Source organism: Alistipes sp. CAG:29 (assembly GCF_000435435.1).
Lineage (GTDB): Bacteria > Bacteroidota > Bacteroidia > Bacteroidales > Rikenellaceae > Alistipes > Alistipes onderdonkii.
Genome location: NZ_FR893398.1, coordinates 1 through 1822, shown reverse-complemented (window position 1 = coordinate 1822; position 1822 = coordinate 1). Strand labels below are relative to the sequence as shown.

Sequence of the window (1822 nt, the reverse complement as noted above, 5' to 3'; positions counted from 1 at the left end):
CCGTCCTGTTCAGGCCGGCCGCCCGTGGGCCCGGTGCGGAAATATTGATCCGCGCGTTGCGCCCTCCGGCCGAGCCGTCGGTAAATATTTCCTTGCGTGTCCTTGCCTTCGGGCAGTCGCCGTGATCGGCTGGGGCCGCATCGCTGTTCCGAGTGTTTCGGCAGCATTAGAACTCCGGCGCAGGAGGATAAACACTGCAAATCATTTTATGCCAATTTACAAATTTTATCAGGATGTGCTATGCACAAGCTGGGAACGCAGACACTTCACTGTCACGGCCCAAAATCAGGAAGAAGCCGACATGATCGCCGCGCAATGCAAGGATACGCCTCTGTGTTTTGATCCGGATGCGGAACCCGGAAAAACCGTCTATTGTGTCTTCGAGGATGAAACACTTCTTGAGACGGTGGAATCTCTGCCTATCACAGATAATCATGGCAAACCGACGATCGAGGTGTACCGAAGCAACGACGACCTGTTCATTGCCGATAACTATAAAAATCGGGAGCTATGAGAGACGAGATCAGACAAAATGGTGAACCGTTCCTTTGGGCCGAAGGCGAGGAGTGGACAAGTATTCCGATGATCTTCCGGAATATCACCGGCAAGAACTTCACCGGTAAGGAGTATCGGGATTATATCGAATACTGGATCTTATCACATGGCTTTGAACTCGGCCCCGTCGAGCTATGGTGTGACGGCCGGTTCGTAGAACGCGGTGAGATCAAACTGCCCGGAAAGGAGGTGTATCATGTCTAAGATCCAGATTCCGGCCGAGTACAAGGCGTTTGAGGATAAGTTCTCGGCACTTGCCTATGGCCAAGACGACAGCAAGGTGTTTGACGATATGTTGACCTTCATCATTGACCTGTTCAGCTTCGACAATCCCTGGAAGCCTCACGGCCGATATAAAGACCTGGAGATTCGCAAGCGTTTCTTCGAGCTTTTTCAGGAGATAGTACTCCTGATGAACAAGAAGGAACGCGACGACGGGGAGTGGTACGACCCCTTCGGGAATCTTTATGAAACTCAAATTGCCTCACATGGCCGGCGTGCAAACGCTGGCCAGTTTTTTACTCCAGAGAATATTGTTGATTTTATGGTTTCCATCAATAGTGGTGGACGGGATTTGACAGGAAAAGGGTTGAATTTCGGAGATCCTGCCTGCGGTAGCGGCCGGTTCTTGATTGCTGCCCATGCGAAATTCCCTGGTAACTACTGCTGTGGCGAGGACATCGACCGAACCTGTGCCCTTATGACGGTCTGCAATTTCATCCTGCATGGCGTGAACGGCGAGGTTATCTGGCATGATTCGCTTAGGCCGACCAAAGATTACTTCTATGGAGCCTGGCGTGTCCGCCCACGTCCGGAACTGATGGGTATACCTGAAGTTTCCAAAATGGAATGGGAAGACACGCTGTGCTATGCCGTCTGGGAGAGCCGCCGCATAAAGGCCGATCCCGCCAAAACATCAGAGTCACCGGCTGCTGAAGCACCGCAGATCGTGCAACTCAACCTCTTCTGATCGAGAAGCCCGCCGGGAGGCGGGCTTCTCTTTTTTTTTGTTCGTAAAATTCTCGCAACGGCAACCGGCCGCCGGCAGACTTCGCCTGCCGTTCGCGGCGACCCGGCCGCAGCCCCCTGAACTCGCGCGGCCGGGCGACCATGCCGCCCGGCCCGCTCGCGTCCGCCGTCGCTCGACAAGCGAACTCGGCGGCCGGGGGGAGCGGTACTCTCACTCACAACACGACGCAAAGGTAGCCGACATCGCGGCGACAGCGGCAAGGATCGCCCGTCCTGTTCAGGCCGGCCGCCCGTGGGC

Annotated in this window: 3 protein-coding genes; all 3 read left to right on the top strand. The window is 55.0% G+C overall.

What is annotated here, in order from left to right; translation table 11 throughout:
* Positions 1–514: hypothetical protein (locus QVP03_RS01025; protein ID WP_288210582.1), on the top strand; the 514-nt coding region annotated here is incomplete at its 5' end.
* Positions 511–759, top strand: coding sequence for a DUF7688 family protein (locus QVP03_RS01020; protein WP_022331829.1), 249 nt, complete (start codon positions 511–513; stop codon positions 757–759). The genes QVP03_RS01025 and QVP03_RS01020, both read left to right, overlap by 4 nt.
* Positions 752–1525, top strand: a complete 774-nt coding sequence (locus QVP03_RS01015) for an N-6 DNA methylase (RefSeq protein ID WP_022331828.1) — start codon at positions 752–754, stop codon at positions 1523–1525. The genes QVP03_RS01020 and QVP03_RS01015 overlap by 8 nt, the downstream gene beginning before the upstream one ends.
* Positions 1526–1822: the final 297 nt, after the last annotated feature.